The organism is Flavobacterium sp. RSSB_23, from assembly GCF_051547145.1.
In the GTDB taxonomy this organism is placed as follows: Bacteria; Bacteroidota; Bacteroidia; order Flavobacteriales; family Flavobacteriaceae; genus Flavobacterium.
Window position 1 is genome coordinate 1 of the sequence record NZ_JBPTTO010000016.1, and the last position, 22,700, is coordinate 22,700.

General features: G+C 35.7%; 14 protein-coding genes. 11 read left to right on the forward strand and 3 right to left on the reverse strand.

Annotated elements, in window-relative coordinates; genetic code table 11:
* From ACSVH9_RS15275 to ACSVH9_RS15300, 6 genes are all read left to right on the forward strand, one after another.
* On the forward strand, positions 1–2,075 hold a 2,075-nt coding region (locus tag ACSVH9_RS15275), incomplete at its 5' end, for a gliding motility-associated C-terminal domain-containing protein (RefSeq protein ID WP_438064455.1).
* A gap of 19 nt (positions 2,076–2,094) precedes the next feature.
* Entirely contained in the window at positions 2,095–3,015 is a 921-nt protein-coding gene (locus ACSVH9_RS15280; protein WP_438064456.1) for a PorP/SprF family type IX secretion system membrane protein, read from the forward strand.
* A gap of 9 nt (positions 3,016–3,024) precedes the next feature.
* Entirely contained in the window at positions 3,025–4,893 is a 1,869-nt protein-coding gene (locus ACSVH9_RS15285; protein ID WP_438064457.1) for an OmpA family protein, read from the forward strand.
* A 62-nt stretch (positions 4,894–4,955) separates the two neighbouring features.
* Positions 4,956–12,974 (forward strand): T9SS type B sorting domain-containing protein, encoded by an 8,019-nt coding sequence (locus ACSVH9_RS15290; RefSeq protein ID WP_438064458.1) that lies wholly within the window; start codon positions 4,956–4,958, stop codon positions 12,972–12,974.
* A gap of 44 nt (positions 12,975–13,018) precedes the next feature.
* Positions 13,019–13,999, forward strand: coding sequence for a PorP/SprF family type IX secretion system membrane protein (locus ACSVH9_RS15295; protein ID WP_438064459.1), 981 nt, complete (start codon positions 13,019–13,021; stop codon positions 13,997–13,999).
* Positions 14,000–14,235: 236 nt separating this feature from the next.
* A complete protein-coding gene (locus ACSVH9_RS15300; RefSeq protein WP_438064460.1) occupies positions 14,236–16,911 on the forward strand; it encodes a TonB-dependent receptor in 2,676 nt (891 codons plus the stop codon).
* Between the two features lie 120 nt (positions 16,912–17,031).
* Here the strand turns inward: ACSVH9_RS15300 and ACSVH9_RS15305 are convergent, their stop codons facing one another.
* On the reverse strand, positions 17,032–17,592 hold the full coding sequence (locus tag ACSVH9_RS15305; RefSeq protein WP_438064461.1) for a DUF4494 domain-containing protein: 561 nt from the start codon (positions 17,590–17,592) through the stop codon (positions 17,032–17,034).
* 247 nt (positions 17,593–17,839) lie between these two features.
* Here ACSVH9_RS15305 and ACSVH9_RS15310 point away from each other — a divergent pair, with 247 nt between their 5' ends.
* Both ACSVH9_RS15310 and ACSVH9_RS15315 read left to right on the forward strand, forming a co-directional pair.
* Positions 17,840–18,274 carry an acyl-CoA thioesterase gene (locus ACSVH9_RS15310; protein ID WP_315142410.1) on the forward strand — a complete coding sequence of 145 codons (435 nt, stop codon included), beginning with the start codon at positions 17,840–17,842 and terminating at the stop codon, positions 18,272–18,274.
* A gap of 12 nt (positions 18,275–18,286) precedes the next feature.
* The gene (locus tag ACSVH9_RS15315; protein ID WP_438064462.1) at positions 18,287–18,676 is read left to right on the forward strand and encodes a DUF1398 domain-containing protein; all 390 of its coding nucleotides are present in this window, start codon (positions 18,287–18,289) and stop codon (positions 18,674–18,676) included.
* 38 nt (positions 18,677–18,714) lie between these two features.
* On the opposite strand, the gene ACSVH9_RS15320 is transcribed toward ACSVH9_RS15315, so the two are convergent.
* Entirely contained in the window at positions 18,715–19,755 is a 1,041-nt protein-coding gene (locus ACSVH9_RS15320) for an RluA family pseudouridine synthase (protein ID WP_438064463.1), read from the reverse strand.
* Entirely contained in the window at positions 19,745–20,371 is a 627-nt protein-coding gene (locus ACSVH9_RS15325; RefSeq protein ID WP_315142417.1) for a PASTA domain-containing protein, read from the reverse strand. Before ACSVH9_RS15325 ends, ACSVH9_RS15320 begins: the two co-directional genes overlap by 11 nt.
* 120 nt (positions 20,372–20,491) lie before the next feature.
* Between ACSVH9_RS15325 and ACSVH9_RS15330 the strand changes: the two genes are divergently transcribed.
* From ACSVH9_RS15330 to coaD, 3 genes are read left to right on the forward strand one after another with little or no spacing between them, the layout of a single operon-like run.
* Positions 20,492–21,463, forward strand: a complete 972-nt coding sequence (locus ACSVH9_RS15330; RefSeq protein WP_438064464.1) for a D-alanine--D-alanine ligase — start codon at positions 20,492–20,494, stop codon at positions 21,461–21,463.
* Between the two features lie 53 nt (positions 21,464–21,516).
* Entirely contained in the window at positions 21,517–22,122 is a 606-nt protein-coding gene (locus tag ACSVH9_RS15335) for a zinc-ribbon domain-containing protein (protein ID WP_438064465.1), read from the forward strand.
* A 44-nt stretch (positions 22,123–22,166) separates the two neighbouring features.
* Positions 22,167–22,631, forward strand: coding sequence for a pantetheine-phosphate adenylyltransferase (gene coaD, locus ACSVH9_RS15340; RefSeq protein ID WP_342690766.1), 465 nt, complete (start codon positions 22,167–22,169; stop codon positions 22,629–22,631).
* Positions 22,632–22,700 lie beyond the last annotated feature (69 nt).

Sequence of the window (22,700 nt, forward strand, 5' to 3'; positions counted from 1 at the left end):
CCACTACCACTCTTCTTACCGACGCTACTTATTATGCAACACAAACTGCAACCAATGGATTAGGGTGTGAAAGTGTTAGCCGATTTGCTGTAACAGTAACCATCACAAAAACGCCTGCTCCTAGTGGCTCAGGCAATCAAATCGTTTGCAATAGTGGAACCATTAGTAACTTAATAGCCTCTGGAACTTCTATACTTTGGTATGCCAATCCGAGTGGAGGAAGCCCTCTTAATCCAACAACTGCTCTAGTAAATGGTACTACTTATTATGCCTCTCAAACCCTATCCGCTTGTGAAAGTGTTAATCGATTAAGTGTTTCGGTAGTCATCAATCAACCAATAAGTCCAATAATAAAAAATGAAGAATCTTTTTGCGCTTCTGAAAATGCTACTATTACAAGTTTAACCAATCGAGTTACTAACTCTAATACAGTCAATTGGTATTTAACACCTAACAGCACAACCCCTTTATCGACTACAGAAAAATTAGTAAACGGTACAATTTATTATGCTGCAACTTATACCAATAGCCCTATATTTTGCGAAAGCAATCCCAGAACTTTAGTCAAAGTAAACATTGATGCCCCTTCAAAACCTGATGGAAATTCAAACCAGTTTTTTTGTAGTTCTTCCCTACCAAAAATAAAAGACTTAATAGTAACAAGTGGGGTAAACATAAAATGGTATGACAACAACAACACTCTTTTAAACGATGATTTCGTTCTAATAGATGGAGGAAAATACTATGCAACACAAACAATTGGCATCTGTGAAAGCGTTGAAAGATTTGAAGTTACTGTTTCAATTCTGTCCCCTGCTACACCAACTACCAATGCAAATTCGCAGCTTTTTTGCATTGAACAAAACCCTACATTGAACAGTATTGCTATTACTAAATCAAATCCATTGTCAAATATAAAATGGTATGATAGTTTGACTGGAGGAAATCTATTGCCAAATGACACTGCTTTACTAAATGGGAACTCTTATTATGCGGTTGAGGAGTCTATAAACCCAATTGCATGTCAAAGCAATAATAGGCTTAAAGTAGACATAATAATTGAATCTGCTGCTACTCCAATTGTTAGCTCAATAGAAGCTCCAACTTGTGCTAAAACTACTGGAAGTGTTATCCTTACTGGATTACCAAATGGCAATTGGGAAATTATCCCTTCTAGTGGCGCATCCGTTTTTGGAACGGGAGCAACCTATAAATTTGAGAATTTATCAGCAGGTGTTAGCTATAATTTTAAAGTTAAAACCGCTAATCAATGCGTATCTCAAGTCTCTATTGAAGCAATTATACCCGTTGTTCCTCTTTATCCTAATACAGCAACAATTGACGTTACACAACCTACTTGTAATATCCCTTTCGGAAAAATAGAGTTTACGCAACAAAACGGTATGGAGTATAGCATCGGCGGTAATTATCAAACAAGTCCCCTATTTGATAATCTTCAACCTGGAAAATACCAAACAAGTATTAGAAATAGTAATAGCACTACGTGTATGATAAATACTGAAGAGATTGTTATCAATCCGATTCCAAAATCTATTGCTTTTGAACTAAAATCATATTGCTTACAAAATGAGTTTATAATAGAAATCATTCCTCTTGATAATAGCTTTTCTCCAAACCAAGTTGAAATTACTTGGATAGACAAGAACCAAAACAGTGTTGGAAATGATACAAAATTAAACGTGACAAAAACTATTGGTGCGATAGATGATTCTATTTATCCACTTGAATTTACTGCCAAAGTAGCAAACACCGCAACAGGATGCGAAACTAGTCAAACCATCAGCCTATCTTCTATTTTTTGTGATATACAAAAAGGGATTTCACCGGACGGAAATGGCTCTAATGAATACTTTGACCTTTCCACTTTTTCAGTAAAAAACATTAGTATTTTCAACAGATATGGAGTTGAAGTGTATCAAAAGAAAAACTATAAAAACGAATGGAGAGGTCAAACCAATGATGGTACATCTCTTCCTGATGGCACGTATTACTACATCATAACATTTAATGATGAAACCTCAAAAACAGGATGGATTTATGTTACTAAAAAATAATAAAAACAATAAGAAAGTAATGAATAAAATAGCACTCTCATTGTTGTTTACATTAGGTTTTTTCACAAATGGATGGACTCAACAGGATCCTCATTACACACAGTACATGTACAATATGAGTGTGTTTAACCCTGCTTATGCGGGATCCAAAGAGGACTTGTCGATGGGGATTTTATATAGAAAACAATGGGTCAATATTGAAGATGCTCCAACCACATTTTCTGTTTTTGGTCATCAGCCCGTAGGAAAAAATTTGGGAGCTGGCCTTTCTATAGTTAGCGACAAATTAGGACCAATCTCCGAAAAAAACATATACGGAGATTTGTCCTATACACTTCAATTAAATGAAACTATGAAAATAGCTGTTGGGATGAAGACAGGAGCCACTTTTCATAGTGTTGACTTGTTTTCACAAATTGCTTCTACACTACCCGATCCTAACGAGGGTATTTTTGGTAGAGATATCAATAAAACGTCTTTCAATTTTGGTACTGGCGTTTTCTTTTATACCGATCATTATTACTTTGGTATTTCTATTCCAAACATCTTAAAAACACCTCATTTTGACTACAATGGAGAGAGTTACGGCTCAGAAGTTAGTCATTATTTCATTACAGGAGGTTATGTTTTTGATTTAAATAGTGATTGGAAGTTCAAACCTTTTGCTATGGTAAAATCTTCCTTTGGAGCGCCAGTTTCGTATGATGTATCGACTAATTTTTTATATAATAATCAAGTAGAGTTTGGGTTAACCTATCGCAAACAAGATAGTTTTGGTGGAATGGTTAATATTAATATTACACCTCAATTAAGAATTGGCTATGCTTATGATAGCATTATTTCAAATCTAAACTATACCACAAACGCATCTCACGAAATTATCCTATTGTTTGATTTGATCAACTATAAAAAAGTTTCTAGATCTCCTCGCTTTTTTTAATTATTAATTATGAAAAAACACCTCATTATATTCTTCTTTCTTTTGACCTACAACTCAGTTTCTGCGCAAAAGAATAGCTGCACCGCAACAGATTTAATTGAAAGATTAGAATACACCAAAGCAATAGAATTACTTTCAAAATGTATTGATGTTTCTTCAAAAAATACGGCTAGTATGCTTCAACTAGCCAATTGCTATTACTATACTTCCAATACTGGAGAAGCTGAAAAATATTATAAATTATCTTACGAAGCTATTAAAGACAAAGCCACACATTTTAACTATATCGATTGCTTACGTTCTAATAAAAAATATGAAGAAGCCAATGTAGAAATGAAAAAATTTGCCTCAAAATATTCATCTGATAGTAGAAGTACAACTTTTCAAAAAAAGGACAACTATACTGAAGCATTACTAAACCAACAAAAGAAATACACTGTAAAAAAGATTAATATTAATTCCGATCGAAGTGATTTTGGAGGTTTTCTAATAGACAGTACTTTCTACTTTGTGAGCAGTAGAATAGAACAAAACAAAAAATACGGTTGGAATGAAGAACCCTATTTAGATATTTTTTCCAGTATCAGAAAAAATGACACTGTATTTTCTCAACCAGTACCTGTAAAAGAGCTAAATAGTGCCTTTCATGAAGGGCCTATTACAATAACTAAAAACGGAAAAAACATCTATTTTTCTAGTGAAAGTTTCACGGTCAATCAATTTGACAAAATCAAAAACAAAAAGTTAAAAAGTGGACAAGTTCAATTGTTTACAGCCACCAATGATAATGGTATTTGGAAGAACGCAAAACCATTGCCTTTTAATAGTAAACTTTATTCAGTAAGTAACCCAAGTGTTAACTCAATCAATACAATAGTATACTTTTCTTCAAATATGCCCGGAGGAATTGGTGGAAATGATATATGGAAAGTAACTATTAATGCAGACGGAACGTATGGAAAACCCGAAAATTTAGGCCCAAAAATCAATACTGAAGGAGATGAATCCTTCCCTTTTATTGATGAAAACAATTTACTTTATTTTGCTTCGAATGGAAGACTAGGACTAGGTGGACTAGATATTTACAAGATAGATTTGAACAATGAAAGTGAGGCCGAAAATTTAGGAACACCTGTAAACAGTTCCAAAGATGACTTTGCTTTCTCTACTTTTTACAATAGAAAAATTGGTTATTTATCAAGCAATAGAGAGGGAAATGACAACATTTATTCTTGTGTACCAGATTGTACCAATTATTATGCTGCTGTTCTTACAGATGCTTCTACGAATCAACCCCTAAGTAATGCAAAAGTGATTGTAACCGATACCAACGAGAACCCAATAACCACTTTGCAATCTGACAAAAATGGATGGATTGAGTTTAGAATCGCTTGTGAAAAAACACCTTATCTAAAAATTTTCAAAGACGGCTTTGTTACTAAGCAGGTCGCTATTGCCCCAACTGTTGATCCTAATTTAAGAATTACTATCCCTATTGAACCAATTGCAGAAGTAGTGGTTACCGACACAGAAATCCACTTTAACCCAATATTGTTTGAGTTCAACAAATATGAAATCACAAAACAATCAAAAACAATCTTAGATAAACTAGTTTACATAATGAATCAAAATGTGGCTATGAAAATTTTTATTAGAGCACATACAGATAGCAAAGGGACTGCGAAGTACAATATGAATCTGTCTGAAAAAAGAGTTCAATCTACTGTAAACTACATCTTGTCAAAAGGGATTAGTACTACTAGAATATCAGGGAAAGGATTCGGCGAATCTGAACCTAAAATAAACTGCGGTGATCAATGTACCGAGGAAGAACACATCCAAAATCGACGTTCAGAATTTCTTATCGTAAAGGACTAACCAAAAACGAAATTATTTAAACCATACTACCCCAAATTTTAATTCTATAATAACTAACCACCATGTTGCAACTTTTTAAAAAAAACTATCCCCTATTCCTTTTGCTACTATTAGGTATAGGGAGTACTTCTAACTTGTTCGCTCAAAATTTAATAACCAATGGTAATTTTGGTAGCTTCAATGCAAGCATACTAAAACCACCAGCAGTTGGTTATCAAAGTAATTATAATCAAATTAATTACAATCAAGGCAATAGTATTCCAAGAGAATATGCTATAACTAATGATGCCTTTAGTGTCAATACAACAAATTTTATTTCTATTAAAGACCACACAACTGGGAACGGCACAGGAAATATGATGGTTGTAGATGGAGACAATAATGAAATTTTTTGGAAACAAAATCCCGATAGACAACTCTTAGCAGGACAACCCTATGTTTTTAGTTTTTGGATTGCCAATGTAGCTATTTCAGGAAACCCTAAAGCTACAATTCGATTTAATCCTAGTGGTTGTTCAAGCTGTAGCTCCAGTACAATTGATTTAAATACGCTTCCTGCTGGCTGGAATAAAGTTAGTTTTACAATAACTCCTTCAACTACACAGTGGGTTCGCATTGAATTATCGACCGTAGGTGCTGGAGGTGGAGGAAATGATTTTGCTATTGATGACATAAGTTTATTTGGACCACCCCTACCTATTGCAATTTCTAGTTCTCAAACTAATCCAACATGTATTGCAGCAAGTGATGGAGCAATTATCGCTTATGGTGCTGGAGGAATTCAACCATATACTTATCAACTAAGCGGAACAGCTACTGCAACGAATACAACTGGAATATTTACAGGTCTTACAGCAGGCACCTATACCGCAACTGTAATAGATTCTGACAGTACTCCTAAAACGATTAGTACCTCATTAATAACCCTGACAGAGCCTACACCTGTAGCAATTTCTTCTTCTTCAACAGGATGTATTCTTTCGGGAAACTCAGTCAATCTTACTGCAACTGGCGGAATTGCACCTTATACTTGGACAGCTAACATTGGTGGAAATCCAAGCGGTACATCAAATATGATTACGGTCAATCCTACCACAACCACCACTTATAACGTTAGTACCACAATAAACTCTACGTTAACTCCTTCAAATTTGATAACTAATGGTGATTTTGAGAATTTTAATAAGGGTTTTTCTTCAGAATATGGTTTTTACACTGTTAATCCGCTAGGAGCTCAAATTGCTTATGGTATCAAAAGTGATCCTTCTCAATGGTATTCTAAATTTGGAAAATATACAGACCACACATCTGGCACAGGAAACATGTTAGTTTGTGATGGAGCTACTGATGGGACAAGTGTGGTTTGGTCACAAACAGTAACTGTTAATCCATCAACAGCCTATAATTTTTCTTTTTGGGCACAAAACTTAATCAACTCAAACTATGCTACTTTTAAAGTAACTGTCAATGATATACCTATAACACTTAGTCCTTTATCAGCAACAAATGTTGGCGCGGCAAGTGATGGTTCAACTGCTGGTGGAGGATGGACAGAACTCAAAGGAGTATGGAATTCTGGGGGAGTAAGTCTAGCAACTATAAAAATTATAGACACAAATACATTAAGTGCAGGAAACGATTTTGCTATAGATGATATTGCTTTTATCGCTCAAACTTCAATAAATAAATCTTGCCTATTATCTGCATCTATAACTTTGAATGTAGGTGGAACTTCACCTATTACGAGTTTTAGCTACACCACACCAATCTGTCAAAATGAAGCCAATCCACTGCCTATTCTTGCAACGGGAATTAAAACAGGAGGGAATTTTAGCTCAACTTCAGGATTAGTTATTAATAGCACTACAGGTGAAATTGATTTAGCCAATTCAACAGCCGGAACTTATGTAGTAACCTATGCTGTGAACGCCGATGCGACTTTATGCACCACTGCTGGATCCTCTACTTATACAATCGCTATAAAACCTGTTCCAACAATAACAAGTACACAAAACAACAGCCGATGCGGGAATGGTACCCTACTACTTCAAGCAATCGCAAGCAGTGGTACTGTGCAATGGTACACTAATGCTACTGGTGGAAGTGCTATTGCTACTGGATCTACTTTTACAACTCCTTCTTTGAGCACAACAACAACCTATTATGTTGACGCTGTTGATAATGGCTGTAGTACAAATAGCCGAACCGCTGTTGTAGCTACAGTTAATTCATTACCTGCAATTCCAACTTTTACAAAAACAGAACCCACTTGCTCCACTCCTTCTGGCGCCCTTGTAATTACTGGTCCAACACCTTTAACTGATTACCAATTTAGTCTAGATGGAGGTACATTTACATCTGCAACTACCTACTCCAATTTAATCCCAGGCCCTCACACTTTAGAAGCCAAATTAATTTCAACATCATGTAGCTCGGGTACAGTGACAGCAAACATTGCTCCAATTCCAAGTGGTCCTACTGCAATAGCGTCAACAATAGCCCCTGCTACTTGCGGAAACAGTAATGGCTCCATTTCATTAGGTGCAGTAACAGGAGGGACATCTGGATTTACTTATAGTTTTGATGGCTCAATCTTTACATCCACACTTAACTACTCAGGCTTAGCCTCTGGGGATCATACATTAGTAATAAAAGACAGTAATGATTGTTTATCTCCTGTCATTGTTCTAAACGTTCCTACTATAAGCACTCCTGCACAACCAAATGCTGTTGCTAGTGCACATCCAACTTGTACCAATGCCAATGCTGGAGAAATCACGGTTAGCACTGTCGCTGGACTTACTTATTCTATTGACGGATCTGATTATAGTAACACTAGCGGTATTTTCTCAGGATTAGCTTCTGGTAGCTATTCTGTTACAGCGAAGAACGCAACAGGTTGTATTAGTCCTGCAACAATTGTTGGAATAAACAACCAACCGATAACTCCTGTTTTAGTAATTACAAATCCAAATCCCGTTTGTTCTCCAACAACAATAGACCTAACAGCTGCATCGATAACAGCTGGAAGTACTGGTGGTGGCACACTTTCTTATTGGACCAATGCATCAGCCACAACGCCTTTGTTAACACCCAACTCAATAACAAGCTCGGGTACCTACTACATAAAAAGTATTGTTGGAGGTATCTGTTACGATATAAAACCAGTAGTTGTTACTATAAGACCGACAGAAACAATTACGATTGCTTGCGGAACCAACACCATGAATAGTGTAAGCTTCAATTGGAATGCCATAACCGATTGCACTGGTTTTACCTACACAACCACCGTAAATGGTGCTGCTGGTAGTAGCGGAACTCTTGCTGCCACAGCAACAAGTCTTACTATATCAGGATTATCTCCAGGTGATGAAGTGCAATTAACATTAACTCCAACAGGAAGTAATTGTGTTCAAGCTGTAACTTCAGCGCCTTGTTATACATTGGTTTGTCCTCTCCCAACAGTTGACGCTATCTCTAATACTGTTGTTTGTTCAGGTGATACGATTCCAATTCAAGCATTTACGAGTACACCAATAGACCCAACAACAACTTTTAATTGGACTATAACCAATAACATAGGAAATGCATCAGCAACTGGAACGGGTAACATTCCTTCATTTGTAACTAACAATACAACAAATTCTCCAATTGTGGGAACAATAACAGTCACAGCTTCTCAAGGAGTATGTACTGGCCCAGCTACAACCTACACCATCACCGTACAACCTCAGCCTATAGTTACTGTTACTACTCCAGCAGCGGTTTGTGCTCCTGCAACAGTAGATATTACCACAGCTTTCACGGCAACTGGCGGTGGTACAATTAGCTATTGGAACGATGCTGCAGCTAGCATTCCGTTAACAAATCCAAATGCTATAGCTGCTTCTGGTACTTATTATATCAAAAGTACTGTTGGTACAAGTACAACATGTACAGACATAAAACCTGTTATTGTAACCATCAGACCAACCGAAGTTATAACAATCGCTTGTGGTACTGCAACTTTGAATAGTGTTACTTTCAATTGGAATTCCATATCTGATGCTACTGGGTTTTCATACTCCTCTACAATTAACGGAATTGCTGGACCTAGTGGAACTTTAGCAGCAACTGCAACAACTTTAACTATTCCTGGTTTGCTTCCAAATGATGCTGTACAACTAACACTAACTCCTACGGGCAGTAATTGTGTTCAATCCGTAACATCTGGAATCTGCAATGCACTTCCTTGTAATAATCCTGTTGTAACTCCAATAGCAAATCTTGTCGTTTGTTCGGGAGCAAGTATTCCTCAACAAAGCTTTAGCAGTACTCCTGTAGACCTGATTAACACCAATTACTTTTGGAGTATGACCAATACTATTGGAGCTCCAGCACTTTCTGGAATTGGAAACATACCAAGTTTTACCGCTGTAAACAATACAAATACTGCAATTACAGCAACAATACAAGTATATGCAGAACAACTTGGACCTTGTACTGGACCAATTATGACCTACACTATAACCGTGCAACCTCAACCAGTAGTTACTGTTACTACTCCAGCAGCAGTTTGCGCTCCTTCAACAGTAGATATTACTACAGCTTTCACAGCAACTGGCGGTGGTACAATTAGCTATTGGAACGATGCTGCAGCTAGCATTCCGTTAACAAATCCAAATGCTATAGCTGCTTCTGGTACTTACTATATCAAAAGTACTGTTGGTACAAGTACAACATGTACAGACATAAAACCTGTTATTGTAACCATCCGACCAACCGAAGTTATAACAATCGCTTGTGGCACTGCAACTTTGAATAGTGTTACTTTCAATTGGAATTCCATATCTGATGCTACAGGATTTTCATACTCCTCTACAATTAACGGAATTGCTGGACCTAGTGGAACTTTAGCAGCAACTGCAACAACTTTAACTATTCCTGGTTTGCTTCCAAATGATGCCGTACAACTAACACTAACTCCAACGGGCAGTAATTGCGTACAACCTGCAACATCTGGAATCTGCAATGCGCTTCCTTGTAATAATCCTGTTGTAACGCCAATGGCAAATCTTGTCGTTTGTTCAGGAGCAAGTATTCCGCAACAAACCTTTAGCAGTACTCCTGTAGACCTGATTAACACCAAATACTTTTGGAGTATGACCAATACTATTGGAGCTCCAGCACTTTCTGGAATTGGAAACATACCAAGTTTTACCGCTGTAAACAATACAAATACTGAAATTACAGCGACAATACAAGTGTATGCAGAACAACTTGGACCTTGTACTGGGTCAATCATGACCTACACTATCACCGTGCAACCTCAGCCAGTAGTTACTGTTACTACTCCAGCTGCAGTTTGTGCTCCTACAACAGTAGATATTACTACAGCCTTCACGGCAACTGGCGGAGGTACAATTAGCTATTGGAGCGATGCTGCAGCTAGCATTCCGCTAACAAATCCTAATGCTATAGCCGCTTCAGGCACTTACTATATCAAAAGTACTGTTGGTTCAAGTACAACATGCACAGACATACAACCTATTATTGTAACCATAAACACACAACCATTAGCTAATCAACCAAATGCTCTTACTATTTGTGATGACAATAATGATGGTTTTGGAATATTTGATTTAAGCAATACAACTTTGTTAAATGAAATAAACTCCTCTGCAGGAGTAACCATTAGTTTTCATGAAACACAGCAAAATGCTATCAATAATGTATTTGCGTATACTGGTTTGTATAATAACAATGTAAAAGATAATCAAACGCTATATGTGAGAGTGAGTTCTAATAGTACTACTTGTTACGCATTAACAACGCTTCAATTAAAAGTCAATGCCAAACCTCTTGCAACTCTTTTGGCAAAACCATATGAACTATGTGATGATAATCAAGACGGCTTTATGACTTTTAATTTAAGGTCACTAGATTCTCAAATACTAGGGATAAACAATGCTAGTACGCATACTGTTGCCTATTTCAAAAACAGTACAGATGCCATAAATAATACCAATGCAATAAGTAATGCTTCTAGTTACACCAACACAATCCCTAACTCTGAAACAGTATTTGCCAGAGTCACTCAAAATACGCTTGGATGTTTTGATGTAACAAGCTTTACCATTAATGTTATTGCTTTGCCTACAGCAATTTTGCCTACAGAATATATGTTGTGCGATGATGCCTCTGGAAATGAGATTGAGCTTTTTGATTTGACAACAAAAATCAATGAAATTACTGGTGGAAATACTAGTTTAAAAGTTCAATTCTTCCGCTCACAATCAGAAGCTCTTGCTAACTCCAATCCGATAACAAATATTACAAGTTTTGCGAATACCATCAATTCACAAACCCTTTTTGTAAGTGTAACAAATACTACAACCAATTGTACTAGTTATACCACACTTACTTTGAGAGTTATGCCTTTACCAAAACCAAACACTACTCCTACTACCTTGCAATTATGTGATAGTAGTACTAACAATTTAGGTGTCGCAACTTTTGATTTGACTTTAGCTGAAAACGAAATCAAAAATGGTGATGTGAGTCTTGTACTTGAATACTATACCAATAAAATTGATGCCGAAAGCGGAAATACATCCAATAGAATTAGTAACCCTAGCCAATTTACCAACACGACAATAAATCAAAACATTTATGTAAGAGTAAGTACATCACCTGCTAATCCAAATGATATCAAATGTGCAACTGTAGTTACACTTCCTCTAAAAGTAAATTTATTACCAGGCTTTAATAATGTCTCTAATTATGTACTCTGTGAGCCCAATACTGATGGATTCATGACTTTTGACTTTTCAAACAAAACAGTAGAGATGTTGAATACCGTTAGCAACCCTAACGACTATAAAATCAGCTATTTTGATAGCCAAGTAAATGCCATCAACAATACAAACCCTCTTTCCAATTTGTATACTAATACCACTGCATTTAATCAAGACATTTACGTTAGAATAGAAAATCTAATTACAAACTGTACAAGTTCTTCTAATCTTTTTAAACTCATCGTCGAAGAAGGAGCAGCAACTACTAGCGTGACCAATGCCCAAAGCAGTTTCTGTGATTCAGATGATACGAATGATGGAAAAATGACATTAAATTTAACCACATTTAATACCATACTTCTAGGAACAAACCCAGTAAGCAATTATCAAATTACCTATTTTACGAGTTTAAATGACGCTCAATTAAATAATAACCCTATTCCAAATCCATCAAGCTATTTGAGCGCTATCCCTTTTAGCTATATGGTTTACGCAAGAATAACAAATATAGTATCGGCATCTAAATGCACGGCAATAGAAGCCATTAGAATTACAATTAATCCACAAGTGCTACCTAAACCTGTCGACGGAATCATATGTGTTGACCCTATTTCTGGCACTACAATTAGGGATTATATCATCGACTCCACATTACCAACCACTGGTTATACCTACCAATGGAGTTTTAATGGTACTGTGTTACCTCTTGAACAAAACGCAACTCTAGTGGCGAATAAAGCAGGTACTTATTCCCTTATTGCTACCAATTCGCTAACAGGTTGTAGTTCAAAAGAAGTAAAAATTGAAGTAAAATCATCTCAATCTGCCAATGCTTCGTACATTCTTACGCGTTCTTTTTCAAAAGAGCAAATGTTTACAGTTAGTGTTAGCAACGGTACTATTGAAGATTATTCGTATCAATTAGACCAAGGAGAGATACAATTGTCACCCATATTTAATGGAGTAACTCCTGGTCCGCATCAAATAACAATTAGAGATTTAGATGGCTGTCAAGAAACCATTTTAGACGCTTATGCGCTCGATTTTCCTAACTTCTTCACACCAAACGGAGACGGTTATAATGATACTTGGAATATTAGCGATTTATCAAACCAACCTAATGCGGTGATTTACATCTTTGATAGATTCGGAAAACTCTTAAACGAAATTAGACCTCAAGGTAATGGCTGGGATGGAACTTACAATCGAAATGACCTTCCTGCTACTGACTATTGGTTCAAAGTAATCTTTGAAGAAAATGGTAAAATGGTTGAGTTTAAATCTCACTTTTCGCTGAAACGATAAATTCAAAAAACAAAAATTGACAAATTTAACTCCTCAAAAATACAATGAAATTAAAATTCATATTACCACTAGTACTCTTACTAACTCAACTAACAATTGCACAAGAGGGAATTGCTGTCTACAGTGATTACCTCTCAGACAACTATTACCTGCTTCATCCCTCCATGGCTGGTAGTTCTAATTGTGCAAAAATTAGACTTACAAGTAGACAACAATGGAATTCGCAACCAGAATCTCCAAGATTACAAACGCTTAGTTTTAATATGGGAGTTGGTGAACGTTCAGGGATTGGTGCAATCGTTTTTAATGATAGAAATGGATACCATTCCCAAAAAGGATTAAAACTAACCTATGCCCATCACCTACCTCTCAATGAAAGCGGTCCAGAATTGAACCAATTATCATTTGGAATGAATGCGGGTATCATTCAAAGTAGTCTTGACGAGACCAAATTTAGTCCCATCTTTGACCCTATTACCCAAGCTGGTGCACAATTAAAAGATTCCTATTTTAATCTTGACGTGGGCTTATCTTATCAATATAATAATTTTTATACCCATGCTACTGTAAAAAATATGGTTGCTAATCAAAGACAATTGTATACCGATATTGAATCCGATAATCTAAGAAAATATCTTATTTCTACGGGATATATCTTTGGTGAAACGGAACTATTACAAGTAGAGCCTTCCGTTTTATTTCAATTGGTGGAAAAAACCCAAGAGAGTTTTGTCGATATTAATTTAAAACTATATAAAAAATTAAATGATGGTATCTTGTGGGGAGGCATTTCATACAGAAGAAGCCTAGATGGTGCCAGTTACGGTACTAATGACAGCCAAAAACTACAGAACCTTATTCCAATTCTAGGTATTAATTATAAAAATGTAATGTTTGCCTATACGTATACATCGTTTGTAGGTAACATCCAATTTGCTAGCGGTGGTTTTCATCAAATCACTCTCGGATTGGATGTTTTTTGCAAAAAACTACGCTACGATTGTTTTTGCCCAGCAGTCAATTAAAAAAATTAAATGCTTTTATAGCTCAATTTTAACTTAAAAATTGGGCTATAAAAGGCAGTTCAACCAAATAAAACAATACAAGAACAGTAATCATTCATTGAATTATTATCTAAAAAAACAAAGAAACATTAAATAGTAATCATCAAAAATAAAATTTCAGTAAATAAAATTAAACGAGTTAACATTTATTTTAATACTTTTATAAAAAGATAAAACAATAACTTAACTGAAAATTTATGAAAAGAATAACTTTACTATTTTTTTTACTTTGCTCCTTAATCTCTTTTGCCCAAAGAGAAGTTACCGGTACCATAAAAGATGCCGAGGGTAACCCAATACCAGGAGTCAATGTAATCGAAAAAGGAACTTCAAACGGAGTTTCAACTGATTTTGACGGAAAGTATAAAATCAAAATTTCTGAAAATGGAGTATTGGTTTTTAGTTACGTAGGCTACAAAACAACTACCAAAACACCATCTGGAGAAGAACTCAGTATTACATTGACTAGTGATAATGTTCAAGAATTGCAAGAAGTTCAGGTGGTTGGTTCAAGAAACTCTAAACGAACCGTTGTCAATTCTGCGGTTCCCATCGACATCATTAGTGTAAAAGATGTAACAACTCAAAGTGGAAAATTAGAAATCAATGAACTTCTTCAATATGTAGCCCCTTCCTTTAATGCCAATAAACAATCCGGATCCGACGGAGCTGACCACGTAGATCCAGCATCGCTCAGAGGATTAGGACCTGATCAAACCTTGGTTTTAATCAACGGAAAACGACGTCATCAATCGTCATTGATCAATCTTTTTGGTACTCGTGGTAGAGGAAATACTGGAACCGATTTAAATGCCATTCCAGCTGCTTCTATTAAAAGAATAGAAATTTTGAGAGATGGTGCCGCAGCGCAATATGGCTCTGATGCGATTGCTGGGGTAATAAATATCGTTCTTAACGACAATGTCGATGAAGTAACTGGAATGATTACTTATGGTGCTTATAATACAAATGCCCAAGGAGATTTTCCTGATGGCACAGCCAATACCAAAGGTTTTCGATTGGATCAAAATGGCAATGGAAACACCTTTGGAAAAGATCAAAATTTTGATGGTGGTTCTGTAAAAATCGCCGCAAATTATGGTCTTTCAATAGGAGAAAAAGGAGGATACGCTAATTTCACCACTGAATATTTGAGTAAAAATAAAACCTTACGCCCTGGTTTTGATTTCAGAAAAGGATTTGGTGAAGCCGAAATACAAGGTTTCAATTTGTTTGGAAATTTAGCCATTCCTGTTTCAGAAAAATCAGAGTTTTATGCTTTTGGAGGACGCAACTTTAGAGATACAGATGCTTATGCCTTCACAAGAAACGATGGCGAAAGAGTCGTTGAAACTATTTATCCTGGAGGATACACCCCAAGAATCACTTCAAACATTGTAGATAATTCTTTTGCTGCTGGTTTTAGAACCAAAACAGCTAGCGGTTGGAAAATCGACATCAGTAATACTTATGGGAAAAATCTTTTCCATTATTATGTAAAAGGAACCATTAATGCTTCGTTAGAGGAAGCCTCTCCTACAGAATTCGATGCAGGTGGACATAGTCTCATCCAAAATACTATGAATTTTGATTTTTCCAAAAATTATGATTCAGTTTTGAGCGGAATGAACTTAGCCTTTGGTGCAGAATACAGAACAGAAAAATTTAACATTTTTGCTGGAGAAGAAGGCTCTTATGCAACATATGACACCAACGGATTACCTATTACTGACCCTACCTCGCAATTTGCTCCAATCGACCCTATTTCTGGAGAAGCAAGACCTGGTGGTTCTCAAGGATTTCCCGGCTATAGCCCCAAAAACGAAGTCGACAAAAACAGAACCAACTTGTCTTTGTATGCCGATAGCGAATTAGACGTAACCGAAAATTTTCTAATAAGCGGCGCCTTACGTTTTGAAAACTACAGTGACTTTGGAAGTACTCTAAACGGAAAATTTTCAACTAGAATAAAAGCGTCTAAAAACATCAACTTTAGAGGTTCTATAAGTACTGGTTTCCGTGCTCCTTCTTTGGCACAAGTATATTACAACTTGCGTTTTACCAATTTCTCTTCAAGTGGGGCTTCAGAAATTTTACTTTCACCAAACAATAGCCCAGTAACCAAAGCTTTTGGAATTAATAAGTTAAACGAAGAAAAAGCATTGAATGGCTCTTTGGGCTTTACCGCTACTTTTGGAGATTTTACAGCAACAATTGATGGCTACCTTATCAATGTTAAAGACAGAATCGTACTTACAGGTTATTTTGATGCATCTAGTTTTAATTTGGGAGTTGATGAAGCACAATTCTTCGTTAACGGTGTAGATACTAAAACTACTGGTTTGGATGTTGTTTTATCTTGGAAAAAGAAAATCAATGACAATTCTTTCTCAGCTTCATTAGTTGGAAACATCAACAATATGAAAATTGATAAAGTGAAAAATGGTAGTTTAGACAAAGAAATTTTCTTTGGTGAAAGAGAGAAAGCCTTTTTACTAGCCTCAGCACCTGACAATAAATTTGGATTAAACTTAAACTATGACAGAAAATGGTTTAATGCTGGTTTGGCTTTTACAAGATTCAGCGAAGTTAAACTACTAGATTATCAAATGTATGAAGATGTGGCAGGTTATGGTTCTTTTGCAGAACAAATTAAAGCCGCGACCGATACTTATGGTGCAAAAATCGTTACGGATTTAACTTTAGGTTTTCAATTACAAAAACATACCAAATTAAGCATTGGTGCTAACAACCTTTTCAATATCTATCCAGATCAACAAGATGACTGGGTGGAAGCTGGTGGCTACTGGGATGCCGTACAAATGGGTTTTAGTGGAGCCTACTACTATGCTAGATTAGGTTTTAATTTTTAGAGAAAAAAGAAGCAAAAAAAAAAACATCTCAAACTTGAGATGTTTTTTTTGCTTTTACCTATTTAGTCCTGAAATAGCGATACATAAAAAAAATGAAGCAAATGAAAAGCTGCTGTATTATTAGTTATCATTAGTCTCTGCTAATTCGGCAACCAAATCTTCAGCTTCTAAAGCAGAAGTATCGTAGGTAGGTGCAGTAGATGCTTTAAGTGCATTGAATCGTTCTAGTGCTTCTGCTTCATCCTCATCTCCACTAAAATAAGGAAAGACATCTACAATTGGTGATTCTGAAATTGCAGGGATAGTATATTCTCCCATCGTGTTTTTCATCGCAATCAGCGTATTATCAAAAGCTTCTCTAACATCATTGGCTTGTACCAAAAGATACATATTCGATTTGCGCTCTTTACCACTTTCTTCATCAAAAGCCAATAATGAAACTTTCGATTTGAACCAGCGATCAGCGTTCTCAAACGGATGGATTTCAGCGTAATTCCCCACTTTTATATTGGTAATTTTGAATTCTTCACTTATGTAAGCTGCCATTTCTTCATTGATTCTTTTTTCGGCCTCCGTATAAGATAAAGCGTCTACCAAATAGGGTTCAGTGGTAATCTTTTGCCCACCTGTTTCATCAGTTTTTCTATACTTTATTTTGCATTCGTACCAAATTGTGCTCATTGTGATTTTTTTTTAGGGAGCCAAAGATAGATTTTAACGCAAATAAAAGAACAAATTATTCAAATAGATATTCACAATTTTAAAGTACAGCAATCAATATTCCTATTTTCAACAAGTTAAAAAATCACCAACAGATAGATTGTAGTAAAGAGCAAAAGCCTTAACTGTTAATCCAAATCCTTTCTCCCAAAAAACCATATATATTCGTAATTTTGCGGCCTCATTACAAAAGAAAAAAAACATACTTATGGCTACATTTAGCAAACAACTCTCTTTTCGTTGGTCCGATTTAGATCCCAATTTTCATATGCGACACAGTGCTTATTATGATTTTGGCGCACAACATCGTATTGAAATTTTAGAAGAATTAGGTCTAACGTTGCGAGTGATGAAAACCGAACATTTTGGTCCTGTTTTATTTAGAGAAGAATGTGTTTTTAGAAAAGAAATCAATCTTTCGGATACCATTGTTATGCAAACGAAAATTGCAAAAATGAAACCTGATGCTTCACGCTGGTCTATCGTACATGAATTTTACCGAGACGAAATTCTGTGCGCTACTATAACCGTAGATGGTGCTTGGATGGACACTAAACTAAGAAAATTAGCCCAACCTACACCTCAAATTGTTGTCGATGCGTTGAATTCGTTTCCAAAAACTTCCGATTTTATTTCACTTTAAACAATACCGTCTATGTTTACAATAGCTCAGATTAAAGAAGCACATGATAAAGTAAAATCAGGTGCCGATTTCCCAAAGTACATTCAAGATTTAATCAATTTGGGAGTTATAGGTTATGATACTTTTGTTGCCGATGGTCATGTTGAATATTTTGGCGCGGATAACTACAGAACGACGGCTACAGAAACATATGCTACTTTAGCAGTAGCTACTTCTGCAAATAAAGAACGTTTTATAGAATTCTTAGTAATGCATCAAGAAGGTCAAACCGATTATTTGACTTTTTGCAAACAAGCTGCTCAATGCGGGATAGCACAATGGACCGTAAATATCATCGAAAAAACTTGTACGTATTTTGACAACAACCAGAACAGTATTCTGATCGAGAAAATACCTCTTTAATAGAAAAAGGACTTGTTTTAAATACAAGTCCTTTTTGTTTATTCTTCTTCGCTAGTTTCGTGCGTCTTGCAGTAATTGCGCCATCTATCAATACAATCCTGAAAATCTGCTGGTATTTCTGTGTCGAAACGCATCATTTCTCCAGTCGTTGGATGTACAAAACCTAGTGTTTTAGCATGTAAAGCTTGTCTTGGCAAGGCTTTAAAACAATTTTCTATAAACTGCTTGTATTTTGTAAACGTTGTCCCTTTAAGTATTAAATGCCCTCCATAACGTTCGTCATTGAACAACGGATGACCAATGTGTTTCATGTGTGCTCTAATCTGGTGAGTTCTTCCTGTTTCTAACTGACAAGAAATCAAAGTAACATAACCAAAACGCTCTAACACTTTATAATGAGTAATAGCTGGTTTCCCAATTTCTGGATCATCAAAAACAGCCATTTGCATTCTATCTTTTAAGTGACGTGCTAGGTTCCCTTCAATGGTTCCGCTATCAGCAACAACATTTCCCCAAACCAAAGCAATATATTCACGTTCTGTAGTTTTGGCCTCAAATTGTTTCGCTAAATGCGTCATAGACGCTTCTGTTTTTGCTACGACTAGCAATCCTGAAGTGTCTTTATCAATGCGATGCACCAATCCGGGGCGTTCGCTACTATTCATTGGCAAATTATCAAAATGATGCGCCAAGGCATTCACTAAAGTACCAGTATAGTTACCGTGACCAGGATGTACCACCATTCCCGGATCTTTATTCACCAATAACAAAGCAGCATCTTCATATACAATATTTATTGGAAGATCTTCTGGCAAAATATGATTTTCAAAAGGAGGATGTGTCAACATTACGGTTATCACATCAAACGGCTTTACTTTGTAATTGGATTTTACCGGAATATCATTTACAAAGATATTCCCATCCGTAGCGGCATTCTGAATTTTATTTCGTGTAGCATTCTGAATCAAGTTCATCAAATACTTATCGATTCTCAAAATGGCTTGCCCCTTAGGAACCTCAAATCGATAATGCTCAAATAACTCGTCTTCTAAGTCTAGTGTTTCTGTATTATTGTTCATTCACAGGTGTTTCTGATTCTACTGCAGGAGCTTGTAAACTGTCTTTGGCCGCTTCATCTTCATAAGTAGCTTTTCCATCTCCTAAAACCAAATCAATTTTAGAGGCTTTTAAAACTCGATCTCCAGCTTTTAGATTTCTACCTTTAAAGCGCATTTCAAGAACCATATCTTTGGCTAAATTTGGTATATAAGTAACTGTTCCAGCTTCTAATCCCAGTGCTTTAAGAGTTGGCACTGCCTCGCGATAAGTCTTCTCTATCAAATTTGGAATTCGGATGGAAGAAAAACCAGAAGAATTAATTTTGATATATACTTTTCGACCTACCTTAACTTTGGTACCTGGCAAAGGATCTTGCTCCACTACACTAAATTTTGGGTAATCGTCTCTATAGTCTACACTATCCAAAAGGACATAATCTAGGTCTAAATCATCTAACTTCTCTTCTACTTGCTCTTCCGTTAATTTAGCTAAATTAGGGACGGCGATTTCATGTCCATGATCCGTTGTAAACGTTAACCAATGCATGAATAAATAGGCCAAAACAGCAATAATAGCAATGGCTATAAACAATTGCCCGAAAAAAACGCGACTAGTAAGATACTTACGTAAACTCATAAATTAATTTTTAAGAAGCAACAAAGATAAAGGTATTTCGTTTCAAAAAAAATGATAATTTTGTTTTGAATACGTTTAATCTTTTGATCGATTAAACGGTTAACCGATTAAACATTTAAAATGAAAAATATTGCTATCATCATGGGAGGCTATTCTAGCGAATACAAAATCTCTCTAATCAGCGGAAATGTAGTTTACCAAACTCTAGACAAGACTAAATATAACGGATACAGAATACACATTTTTAAAGAAAAATGGGTGTATGTAGATGCAAATGATGCCGAATTCCCAATCGATCGCAATGATTTTTCTGTAACTGTTGAAGGCACAAAAATCACCTTCGACTGTGTGTTCAACGCCATTCACGGAACGCCAGGAGAAGACGGATTGTTACAAGCCTATTTTGAACTTTTGGGCATTCCACAAACGGCCTGTGATTATTATCAAGCAGCGCTAACCTTCAACAAAAGAGACTTGTTATCTGTTTTAAAACCTTATGGAATTAAAACAGCAACTTCTTATTACCTAAACAAAGGCGACCTTATCAACACAGCTGAAATCGTAAAAAAAGTAGGACTGCCTTGCTTCGTAAAACCGAATAAAGCTGGTTCTAGTTTTGGAATTTCTAAAGTAAAAACAGAAGCTGAATTACCAATCGCTATCGAAGTTGCTTATAAAGAAGATAACGAAATCATCATCGAAAGTTTCTTAGATGGAACAGAAGTCTCTGTTGGTGTAATTAACTACCAAGGAAAAATAACCGTTTTACCGATTACTGAAATTGTTTCTGAAAATGATTTCTTTGATTATGAGGCCAAATATGAGGGTAAATCACAAGAAATTACTCCAGCTCGTATTTCTGATGAAATGACTCAAAAAGTAGGCGAAATTGCAAAACGCGCCTATGAAGTTTTGAAAATGAAAGGCTTCTCTAGAAGTGAATTCATAATTGTCGATGGTGAACCACACATGCTAGAAATGAATACTATTCCTGGTCTAACTACCGAAAGTTTGATTCCACAACAAGCGAGAGCTGCTGGAATTTCTCTTGAAGATTTGTTTACTAATGCTATTGAGTTAGCACTTGCTTAGACTTAAACCAATAACAATTGACAACTTTATAAAAATTTTAATGTAACTATGATATGATATTTCTAATTGGAACTAGAAGTTCAAATGCTAAAAATGGAAGCATTCAAAATGAAAAATGTCCAAAATGTAAAACAGAAAACTCCTTAGATTTTATCATTAATAGAGAATATGTCCACATAACATTAATCCCTTTATTTTCCTATGGAAAAACTGTTTTTATAAAATGTAATCATTGTAAAGAAAATTTTGACTTCATAGATTTAAACGAAAGTATTCAACAAAAACTAGCTAATGAAAAACTAAAAAGTTCTGCTCTGCTTTATTTAGGCTCATTTATTATTCTGCTGTCATTATTATTTTTGGTTAAAAAAAACTATGATGAAAATATTGAAACAAGTAAACTAATAAAATCTCCTATGAAAGGTGATGTATATAATTTGAAATTTTCAAATGGCTACTATTCAAATATGAAGATAGAAAAAATAATTAAAGACAGTATTTATACCCTTCATAATGACTATAACGCCTATATGTTTTATGATGTTGATGATTTAAACAAACCTGAAAACTATTCAGATAAGAAGGTAAATTACTCCAAAAACGATATTTTAACGCTGTACCAAAAGGGAGAAATAATTAAAATCTCTAGGGAAAATTAGATTTTTCAGCATTTAGAATTTTTAGCAACACACAACCTTAAAAAATGAAAAAAGCCATATTCCCAGGATCCTTTGACCCGATAACCTTAGGTCACGAAGACATCATCAAAAGAGGCATCTCCCTTTTTGATGAAATCGTAATCGCAATTGGTGTCAATGCCGAAAAAAAATACATGTTTTCATTAGACGAAAGAAAACGCTTTATTGAAGAAACTTTCAAAAATGAACCTAAAGTAACAGTGATTACCTATGAAGGATTGACAATCGATTTGTGTCATAAACTTAAAGCCAATTTTATCTTGAGAGGGCTGCGCAATCCTGCCGACTTTGAATTCGAAAAAGCCATTGCGCATACCAATCGCCGACTGTCTAAAATAGAAACCGTCTTTTTATTAACCGCAGCTCGAACTTCCTATATAAGCTCAAGTATTGTGCGTGATGTCATCCGAAACCACGGCGAATATGAAATGCTAGTCCCAGACGCAGTAAGAGTAAAATTACACAAATAGCAACAATCCGCCTAACAAGTTGTAGGAGCTAGTAATTAGCCCTATTTTTGCCAAATAATTAAGAATACT

Coding starts and splice junctions, on each gene's coding strand:
- ACSVH9_RS15295 (WP_438064459.1), top strand. CDS start 13,019: ATGAAATTAAAATTCATATTACCACTAGTACTCTTACTAACTCAACTA.
- ACSVH9_RS15280 (WP_438064456.1), top strand. CDS start 2,095: ATGAATAAAATAGCACTCTCATTGTTGTTTACATTAGGTTTTTTCACA.
- ACSVH9_RS15310 (WP_315142410.1), top strand. CDS start 17,840: ATGGCTACATTTAGCAAACAACTCTCTTTTCGTTGGTCCGATTTAGAT.
- ACSVH9_RS15320 (WP_438064463.1), bottom strand. CDS start 19,755: ATGAACAATAATACAGAAACACTAGACTTAGAAGACGAGTTATTTGAG.
- ACSVH9_RS15330 (WP_438064464.1), top strand. CDS start 20,492: ATGAAAAATATTGCTATCATCATGGGAGGCTATTCTAGCGAATACAAA.
- ACSVH9_RS15300 (WP_438064460.1), top strand. CDS start 14,236: ATGAAAAGAATAACTTTACTATTTTTTTTACTTTGCTCCTTAATCTCT.
- ACSVH9_RS15290 (WP_438064458.1), top strand. CDS start 4,956: ATGTTGCAACTTTTTAAAAAAAACTATCCCCTATTCCTTTTGCTACTA.
- ACSVH9_RS15315 (WP_438064462.1), top strand. CDS start 18,287: ATGTTTACAATAGCTCAGATTAAAGAAGCACATGATAAAGTAAAATCA.
- ACSVH9_RS15285 (WP_438064457.1), top strand. CDS start 3,025: ATGAAAAAACACCTCATTATATTCTTCTTTCTTTTGACCTACAACTCA.
- ACSVH9_RS15325 (WP_315142417.1), bottom strand. CDS start 20,371: ATGAGTTTACGTAAGTATCTTACTAGTCGCGTTTTTTTCGGGCAATTG.
- ACSVH9_RS15335 (WP_438064465.1), top strand. CDS start 21,517: ATGATATTTCTAATTGGAACTAGAAGTTCAAATGCTAAAAATGGAAGC.
- coaD (WP_342690766.1), top strand. CDS start 22,167: ATGAAAAAAGCCATATTCCCAGGATCCTTTGACCCGATAACCTTAGGT.
- ACSVH9_RS15305 (WP_438064461.1), bottom strand. CDS start 17,592: ATGAGCACAATTTGGTACGAATGCAAAATAAAGTATAGAAAAACTGAT.